The following is an 8208-nucleotide window of genomic DNA, read 5'->3' on the forward strand; positions in this document are numbered from 1 at the left end:
GAGGCGCCGCACCAAGGGTGCGGCGCCTCTCGCGCGTCGTGCGTGGCCGGCCCGCGCCGGGGGGCGTCAGGGCAGGGCGGCGACCAGCTCGCCCAGCGCCACCTTCGGCCCGGTGAAGAACGGCACCTCCTCGCGCACGTGGCGGCGCGCCTCGGTGCTGCGCAGGTCGCGCATGAGGTCGACGATGCGGTGCAGCTCGTCGGCCTCGAAGGCGAGGACCCACTCGTAGTCGCCCAGCGCGAACGCGGAGACGGTGTTGGCGCGCACGTCCTCGTAGGGGCGGGCGGCCAGGCCGTGGTCGCGCAGCATCTTCTTGCGCTCGTCGTCGGGCAGCAGGTACCAGTCGTAGGAGCGCACGAACGGGTAGACGCACACGTAGTCGCGGGCCCGCTCGCCGGACATGAACGCCGGCACGTGGCCGCGGTTGAACTCCGCCGGGCGGTGCAGGCCGACGACCGACCACACCGGCACCAGGTGCCGGCCCAGCCGGGTCGTGCGCAGCCGGCGGTAGGCCTCCTGCACGAGCTCGACCGTCGGCGCGTACCACCAGAACATCAGGTCGGCGTCGGCGCGCAGGCCCGCGACGTCGTACAGGCCGCGCACGACGAGGCCCTTGCCGGTCAGCTCGTCCAGCAGCGCCTGCACCTCGTCGGCGAGGGCCGCGCGGTCGGCGTCGCCGACGGTCGTCTCGACGGCGAAGACCGACCACATCGTGTAGGCGATGGTCTGGTTGATCTCGTCGGCGCTGCGGGCGGGGGTCGTGGCGTGCGGGGTCGGGGCTGCCTGCTCGGTCATGCCCCCATCCTCCCCCGGCCCCTCACCGGCCCGGCAGGCGGACCTCCTCCTCCGACCGCTCGCCCGGCCGCCGGCCGAGCTGGGCGAGGACCTCCTCGGCGGCGCGGGTGGCGGCGGCCACGCACGCGGGCACGCCCACGCCGTCGAGCACCGCCCCGCACAGCGCCAGCCGGCCCGCGCCCGCCACCGCCGCGCGCAGCCGCGCCACCCGGTCCAGGTGGCCGACGGCGTACTGCGGCAGCCCGTCGACCCAGCGCACGAGCGCGCTGTCCACCGGGTGCAGCGCGCGCCCCAGCAGCGCGGCGGCGTCGGCGGCCGCCCAGCGCAGCACGTCGGCGTCGTCGGCCTCCAGCGCCTCGCGCTCGCCCGCGCGCCCCAGGGAGACCCGCAGCACGCGGACGTCCTCGCGCTGGGCGCGCACCCAGTCCCACTTGTTCGCCGACAGGGTCAGCGCCTTCACGTGCAGCCCCTCGGCGGCGCCCACGACCGGCGGCACGAGCACCCCCGAGCCCGCCGTCCCCGCCAGCTCGGCGGCGGGGACGGCGAGCGCCGCGATGACCATGCTCGCGGTCTCGACGGCGGCCAGCTCCGCGGCTGCGGCGGGCACCGCGGCCAGCAGCCGGGCGGCGGCGGGGGCCGGCACCGCGACGACGACCGCGTCGGCGCGCTCCTCGCCCGCGGCGGTGCCCACGCGCCAGCCCCCGCCCTCGCCGTCGACCTCGCCGTCGACCTCGCGCCGCAGGCCCGTGACGGGCGTGGAGGTGCGCACGGCGCCGCCGCGGGCGGTGACGGCCCCGGCCAGGGCGTGCGGCAGCCGGGCCAGACCGCCGTCGACACCGGCGAAGACGGGCGCGTCGCGCGCGGGGCGGGCGGCGGCCGCGGCGCGCACGGCCGCCAGCAGCGAGCCGCCGCGCTCGGCGTGCCGCCACAGCGCCGGCACGGTCGCCCGCAGCGACAGCCGCCCGGCGTGCCCGGCGTAGACCCCGCCCAGCAGCGGCTCGACGAGCAGGTCGACCACGGCTCGCCCGACGCGGCCGGCGACGTAGTCGGCCACGGCCACGTCCTCCTCCAGCGCGGGGGCGGGCAGGTCCTCCTCGGCGCGCACCCGCTCCACGTCGGCGGGCGCCAGCAGCCCGGCGACCTGCTCGGCCGAGCCGGGCACCCCCATGAGGGTGCCGGCGGGCAGCGGGTGCAGGCCGCCGCCGGCGCGCACCGCGGCGCGGGCGGTCGCCGGGTGCACGAGGTCGTCGCCGAGCCCGGCGGCGCGCACGAGGTCGACGGCCTCGGGGCGGCGGGCCAGCACCGACTCCGCGCCGAGGTCGACGAGCACGCCGCCGACCTCGCGGCGCTGCAGCACGCCGCCCACCTCGGCGGCGGCCTCCAGCACCTGCACCTCGCACCCGGCCCCGGCCAGGTGGAAGGCGGCGGTCAGCCCGGAGACCCCGCCGCCCACGACGACGACGCGGGGGCGCGCCGGGGGCGGCGCGGCTCCCCCGGCGCCGCCGGCGCCCGCACCGCTCAGCGGCGCCACGCGTGGACCTCCTGCACCACCCGGGCCAGCACGTCGGGGTCGGCCGACGGCGGCACCCCGTGACCGAGGTTGACCACGTGCCCGCCGCCGGCGCGCTCGCCCTCGGCGAGGATGCGGTGCAGGTCGGCGCGCAGCACCTCCCAGGGCGCGAAGAGCATCGCGGGGTCGAGGTTGCCCTGCACGGCCACGGGCCGGCCGGCGCCCGCCCGTCCGCGCGCGGCGCCCACGTCCAGCGGCACCCGGAAGTCGACGCCCAGCACGTCCACGCCGCCGTCGACGGCGGCCATCGCCCCCAGCAGCTCGCCGGTGCCGGTGCCGAAGTGGGTGCGCGGCACCCCGAGGTCGCCGACGGCCGCGAGCGCCGCGGCCGAGTGCGGGGCCACCAGGCGCTCGTAGTCGGCCAGCGGCACGGAGCCCACCCAGGAGTCGAAGAGCTGGACCGCGGAGGCGCCGGCGAGCACCTGCGCGCGCAGGAACGTGCCGGTGATCTGCGCCAGGCGGCTCGCGAGGTCGTGCCACAGCTGCGGGTCGGCGTGCATGAGCGCCTTGGTGCGCAGCAGGTCGCGCGAGGGCCCGCCCTCCACGAGGTAGCTGGCCAGGGTGAAGGGGGCACCGGCGAAGCCGATGAGCGGCACGCCGCCGCCGATCCCGGCCAGCTCGGCCGTCGTCAGCCGCACCGCCTCGCTGACGTGGGCGAGCTGGTCCAGGTGCAGCTCGGGCAGCCGGTCGAGGTCGGCGCGGGTGCGGACCGGCTCGGCGATGACGGGCCCGGTGCCGGGCACGATCTCCACGCCGACGCCGGCGGCCTCCAGCGGCACGACGATGTCGGAGTAGAAGACGGCGGCGTCCACGTCGTAGCGGCGCACCGGCTGCAGGGTGATCTCGGTGACGAGCTCGGGGCGCCGGCAGCTCTCGAGCATCGTGGTGCCCTCGCGCACCCGGCGGTACTCCGGCAGGGACCGGCCGGCCTGGCGCATGAACCACACGGGCGTGCGCGAGGGGGCGCTGCCCCGGGCCACCTCCCCCCGGGCGACGTGCAGGTAGGGGGCGTTCTCGAGCGGCACCCGCCGATGCTCCCACGAGGCGCCGGCGGCGCTCGATCACGGGATGGTCGCGGTCCGGCGGCGCGCGGCGTGGCTCGCGCCCGGTGCGCGCGCCCGTGCCTAGGCTCCCCGCCGTGAACGCCAGCCGTCCACCGGGCAGCACCGGTGCGCCCCCCGCCTTCGCCGCCGCCGTGGCCGCGGTGCGGGAGGTCCGGCTGCGCTCGGAGGTCTCGCTCACCGAGGTGCCCCCGCCGGCCCGCATCGCGCCGTTCGCGCTCGCGCTCGCCGGCGACGTCCTCGTCGGCGGCGAGGAGCTGGCGACCGGCCGCTTCATCCTGCTGCACGACCCCTCCGCCCCGCCGGAGTGGGGCGGGGAGTTCCGCATCGTCACCTACGTGCGGGCGGACCTGGAGGCCGAGCTGGGCGCGGACCCGATGCTCGGCCACGTCGGCTGGTCGTGGCTGGAGGACGGCCTGCGCGCCAGCGGTGCGCGCGCCACCGGCGTCGGCGGCACCGTCACCCGCGTGCTCTCCGAGGGCCACGGCGCGCTCGCGGACCGCCCGCCGTCGGTGGACGTGGAGCTGCGGGCCTCCTGGACGCCGGTGTGGACGCCGGAGGACCCCGACGCCACCGCCGCGCACCTGCACGCGTGGGGCGAGCTGCTGTGCACCGTGGCGGGGTTGCCGCCGCTGCCCGAGGGCGTCGTCTCCCTCGGGCGGCGGCAGCGCTGAGACGCGCGTCACGGCCGGTGGCGGTCCATCACCCCACCGGAGCAGCGCGTGGAGGTCAAGGCCGACCCCGCGGGCGCCGATCACTCCTCAGACACACCCAGGCGCACCGCACCCGGCGGGCGCCCCACGCCTGCAGGAGGACGACGGTGACTGCGCTCGTCGAACGCCCCGGGATGGCTGTTCCCTCCCGTCTCGGCCGCTTCGCGGCCCTGGTCGCCGTCGCGGACCCCGTGGTCCGCGAGTCGGTGACGCGCACGCTGCGCATGCTCGGCGCCGTCAACGTCGAGCACGCCACCAGCGTGGCCCAGGCCCGCGCGATGGCCCGCACCGGCCCGCGCGCCCTGTTCATCGCCGACGCCGGCCTGCCGGACGGCTCCGGTGCCCAGCTGGTCTCCGAGCTGCGCGCGGCGGGCTGGAACCGCTGCGTCGTGCTCTCCAGCAACGCCGACCCGTTCGCCGTCCGCGGCGCCGTCGCGGCCGGGGTGCGCTGCTACCTGGTCACCACCCGCCCCGAGGGCGTGGGCTTCGAGGGCCGCGGCGGGGAGGCGGGCGTCGACTCGCTCTCCGAGCGCGAGGTCGAGGTGCTGCAGCACGTGGCCGACGGCCGCTCCAACAAGGACACCGGCGCCCTGCTGGGCCTGTCCGCCCTGACGGTCAAGAGCCACCTGGCCCGCATCGCGCGCAAGCTGGGCACCGGCGACCGCGCCGAGATGGTCGCCATCACCCTGCGGGCCGGCGTCATCCAGTGACCGCTGCCCGCGCGCGGTGCTCGCGCGCGGGCCGACCAGCCGGTCACCCTCCCGCCGCCGTCCCGTACGGTGGGGCGGTGACCGACGCGCCGACCGAGCCGGAGCAGCCCGAGCTGCCCCTGCTGTCGGCGCCCTCCGACGGCCTGCCGCCGGTCGTGGCCGACGAGGCCGCGCTGGCCCGGACCGTCGCCGCGTTCGCGGCCGGGACCGGACCGGTGGCCGTGGACGCCGAGCGCGCCTCCGGCTACCGCTACGGCCAGCGGGCCTTCCTCGTGCAGCTGCGCCGCGAGGGCGCCGGCACCGCGCTCATCGACCCCGCGGCGCTGCCGGACCTGTCCAGCCTCGGCGAGGCCCTCGGCGACGCCGAGTGGGTCCTGCACGCCGCCAACCAGGACCTGCCCTGCCTGGCCGAGCTGGGCATGCGCCCCACGCGCCTGTTCGACACCGAGCTCGGCTCGCGCATCGCCGGCCTGCCCCGGGTGGGCCTGGGCGCGGTCGTCGAGGAGCTGCTGGGGTTGCGCCTGGCCAAGGAGCACTCGGCCGTCGACTGGTCGACGCGGCCGCTGCCCGAGCCGTGGCTGACCTACGCCGCCCTCGACGTGGAGGTGCTCGTCGCGCTGCGCGACGCCCTCGCCGAGCGCCTGGCCGCCGCCGGCAAGCTGGAGTGGGCGCAGGAGGAGTTCGCCGCGGTCGCCGCCGCGGAACCGCCCCCGCCGCCGGCCGAGCCGTGGCGCCGGGTCTCCGGGCTGCACGCGGTCCGCTCGCGCCGCCAGCTCGCCGTCGTGCGCGAGCTCTGGCAGGCCCGCGACGCCGAGGCCCGCCGCCGGGACACCTCCCCGGGCCGGCTGCTGCCGGACTCCGCGATCGTCGCCGCCGCCCGCGCCACCCCCCGCACCCCGCAGGCGCTGGCCGCCACCTCCGGCTTCACCGGCCGGGCCGCGCGCTCGCGGCTGCAGCTGTGGGCCGACGCCGTCGCCCGCGGGCTGGCCACGCCCGAGGCGGACCTGCCGGCGCACGCGCCCCGCGGGGACGGGCCGCCGCCGCCGCGCACGTGGGCCGCCAAGGACCCGCTGGCCGCCGCCCGCCTGGGCGCCGCCCGCGGCGCCGTCACCGGCATCGCCGCCGCGCACGGGCTGCCGGTGGAGAACCTCCTGCAGCCCGACGCGCTGCGCCGCCTGGCGTGGGCGCCGCCGCAGCCGCTGGACGCCGACGGCGTGCGCCGGGCGCTGGCCGCCCGGGGCGCGCGCACCTGGCAGCTCGACCTCGTCGCCGCTCCCGTGGCCGCCGCGATGGCCGCGGCGCGGGTCCCCGAGGACGGGGACGAGGAGGGCGAGGCGCCCAGGCTCGAGGAGCTCCCCGGTGCGGTGGCCGACGGGGTGCCCGACGGCGCGGCCGTCCCCGCCGACTGACGGCGCAGCGCTCTAGAAGGTCCGGCCCCCGGACACCTCCCGCCTTGCCGACCCGCTGCGGCTGCGCCAGGGTCGTCGGACGCGGCTCGACGCGGAGCCGCGGCACGACGCCGACGGAGGTGGCGGTGGAACGTCTCACCCTGGACCAGCAGCTCTCCCCGGCCGCCATGGCACGGCACTGGGTCTGCGAGCACTGCCCGGACGAGCACCTGCCGGCCGCGCGGCGCTGGATCGCGGAGCTGCTGACGAGCGAGCTGGTCTCCAACGCCCTCGAGCACGGCAGCGGCCCCGTGGTGCTCTCCCTGACCCACGACGACGAGGGCATTCTCGTCGGCATCTCCGACGGCGAGCAGCGGGTCCCCTCGCTGCGCACCCAGAACCCCGCCGCGACGACCGGCCGCGGGATCGCCCTCGTCGACGCGCTCGCCACCGCCTGGGGCGTCTACCCCAGCGAGGCCGGCGCGGACGCTGCCAGCTGGCCGGAGCCGAGCGAGGGCCTGGCCAGCGGCAAGACGGTCTGGTTCCACCTGGCCAGCGGCTGACGCCCCCGCCGCGGCGGTTGGGCCGTCCGGGGGACCCCGCGGGCCCGCCGGCGGGGCGCGGGAGCCCGCCGCGGTTACGGTCGGCGACGTGAGCACCGATCAGCCGCGCCCCGTCCGGGCCCTCCTGCGACGCAGCGTGCTCGCGCTCAGCGTCCTCGACGACGTCGACGTCGACCTCGACGACGACGGCGTGCGGCTGCCCGGGTGCGTGCCGCTGGGCTGGTCGGACGTGGCCCGGGCGGCCGGGTGCGGCCTGCCGGGCGACAAGGCGGTGCGCGCACCGTCCGCGGGCGCGGCTCCCGAGCAGCCGGAGGACGTGGTGCGGCTGCGGGTGGCGGACCTGCTGCGCGCGCACGCCGAGCTGCACCGCAGCCGCACCCGCACCGTCCCGCTGGCCGTCCCCGTGGGCGCCGCCCGCCGCCCCGCGCACGGCTGGAGCGCGAGCCCGCTGCTCGGCGGCGCGCTGGAGCTGGGCCTGGGCGTCGTCGTGCGCAGCGGCCGCAGCGAGCGCACCCTGCCCGTCCCGGTGGTCTCCGCGCGCGCCACCGGCCGCCCCGCCCACGCGGGCGCCGGCGAGCTCGCCCGGCTGGAGGAGGTCGGGCGGCTCGTGGTGCAGCGGCTGCTGCGCGACGCCGGGGGGCGCGGTGGCGGCGTCCTGCGCCCGGTGGCCGGCTGCGACGTGCCGACGCTGCTGGCCTCCGCCGCCCTGCGCGAGCACCTGGTCGCCGGCCCGGACCGGCAGCCGGGCGGCGTGCTGCGCGCCGTGGCGGTGCCCGACCGCACCCGCGGCTGGTTCGACCTCGCGCGCATCGACCCCGCCTACGTGGGTGCGGCCTGGACCGCCACCGACCCGGCCGACCGCGGTCTGCACCGGCCGGTGCTCGTGACGCGCGAGGAGGTCGCGCTCGCCCCGAGCAGCCCCCGGCTCGTCGAGGCCGCGCTGCGCAGCTGAGCGCCCGCGGCCTTCCCCCTCCCGGCCGGCGCTGACAGCATCGGCCGGGCGCCACGACGCCCGCCCCCGCCGGGGCCCTGACCGCCCACCACCTGCCCGGCCCGGGCGCGGCGGGACCGGTGCTCCGCCTGCCCGGCGGGCCGCCGGCGGAGGCGGCCCACCTCGGCGACCTCGGCGGGCTGCCGCGGCACCGCGCGCTCGCGGTGCTGGACCTGCCCGGGGGCGCCACCGGCCCGGCCGCACCCGCGGACCCGGTGGGCCCGGCGGGCGGGTGCTGCGACCGCCTCGTGGACGCCGTCGAGGCGGTGCGCGAGCAGCTGGGCCTGCCGGTGGTGGACCTGCTGGCGCACTCGGCGGGTGCGGACCTCGCGCTGCGCTAGGCCGGGCGCCACCCGCACCGGGTGCAGCGGCTGGTGCTGCTGACCCCCCCGCGCCCGGCTGCACGTGCAGCCGGGC

The 8208-nt window shown here is 79.3% G+C and carries 9 protein-coding genes; 6 read left to right on the top strand and 3 right to left on the bottom strand.

Features of this window, described 5'->3' with window-relative positions; genetic code table 11:
* Nucleotides 1–66: 66 nt before the first annotated feature.
* The 3 genes from hemQ to hemE are packed head-to-tail and all read right to left on the bottom strand — an operon-like array spanning nucleotide 67 to nucleotide 3390.
* On the bottom strand, nucleotides 67–795 hold the full coding sequence (hemQ, locus tag ACRYM2_RS22125; RefSeq protein WP_432524771.1) for a hydrogen peroxide-dependent heme synthase: 729 nt from the start codon (nucleotides 793–795) through the stop codon (nucleotides 67–69).
* Between the two features lie 22 nt (nucleotides 796–817).
* Nucleotides 818–2326 carry a protoporphyrinogen oxidase gene (gene hemG / locus ACRYM2_RS22130; protein ID WP_432524773.1) on the bottom strand — a complete coding sequence of 503 codons (1509 nt, stop codon included), beginning with the start codon at nucleotides 2324–2326 and terminating at the stop codon, nucleotides 818–820.
* A complete protein-coding gene (gene hemE, locus ACRYM2_RS22135) occupies nucleotides 2314–3390 on the bottom strand; it encodes a uroporphyrinogen decarboxylase (RefSeq protein ID WP_432524775.1) in 1077 nt (358 codons plus the stop codon). The genes hemG and hemE overlap by 13 nt, the downstream gene beginning before the upstream one ends.
* A 113-nt stretch (nucleotides 3391–3503) precedes the next feature.
* Here hemE and ACRYM2_RS22140 point away from each other — a divergent pair, with 113 nt between their 5' ends.
* The 6 genes from ACRYM2_RS22140 to ACRYM2_RS22165 all read left to right on the top strand — a co-directional run bounded on the left by ACRYM2_RS22140 (nucleotide 3504) and on the right by ACRYM2_RS22165 (nucleotide 8132).
* Nucleotides 3504–4100 carry a DUF3000 domain-containing protein gene (locus ACRYM2_RS22140; protein WP_432524777.1) on the top strand — a complete coding sequence of 199 codons (597 nt, stop codon included), beginning with the start codon at nucleotides 3504–3506 and terminating at the stop codon, nucleotides 4098–4100.
* Nucleotides 4101–4246: 146 nt separating this feature from the next.
* A complete protein-coding gene (locus ACRYM2_RS22145; protein WP_166617553.1) occupies nucleotides 4247–4849 on the top strand; it encodes a LuxR C-terminal-related transcriptional regulator in 603 nt (200 codons plus the stop codon).
* Between the two features lie 77 nt (nucleotides 4850–4926).
* Nucleotides 4927–6258 (top strand): HRDC domain-containing protein, encoded by a 1332-nt coding sequence (locus ACRYM2_RS22150; RefSeq protein WP_432524779.1) that lies wholly within the window; start codon nucleotides 4927–4929, stop codon nucleotides 6256–6258.
* Nucleotides 6259–6383: 125 nt separating this feature from the next.
* Entirely contained in the window at nucleotides 6384–6800 is a 417-nt protein-coding gene (locus ACRYM2_RS22155) for an ATP-binding protein (RefSeq protein WP_432524780.1), read from the top strand.
* A gap of 88 nt (nucleotides 6801–6888) precedes the next feature.
* Nucleotides 6889–7752: a hypothetical protein gene (locus tag ACRYM2_RS22160; protein WP_432524782.1), complete on the top strand. Its 864-nt coding sequence runs from the start codon at nucleotides 6889–6891 to the stop codon at nucleotides 7750–7752.
* Between the two features lie 119 nt (nucleotides 7753–7871).
* Nucleotides 7872–8132 (top strand): hypothetical protein, encoded by a 261-nt coding sequence (locus tag ACRYM2_RS22165; RefSeq protein ID WP_432524783.1) that lies wholly within the window; start codon nucleotides 7872–7874, stop codon nucleotides 8130–8132.
* The last annotated feature ends 76 nt before the right edge of the window (nucleotides 8133–8208 follow it).

Origin of the sequence: Kineococcus aridisoli, from assembly GCF_050871885.1 — a bacterium.
Classification (GTDB): Bacteria; Actinomycetota; Actinomycetes; order Actinomycetales; family Kineococcaceae; genus Kineococcus.

What these genes read in the sequence shown, in the direction of transcription:
- hemQ (WP_432524771.1), bottom strand. Translation starts at nt 795, where the DNA reads ATGACCGAGCAGGCAGCCCCGACCCCGCACGCCACGACCCCCGCCCGC.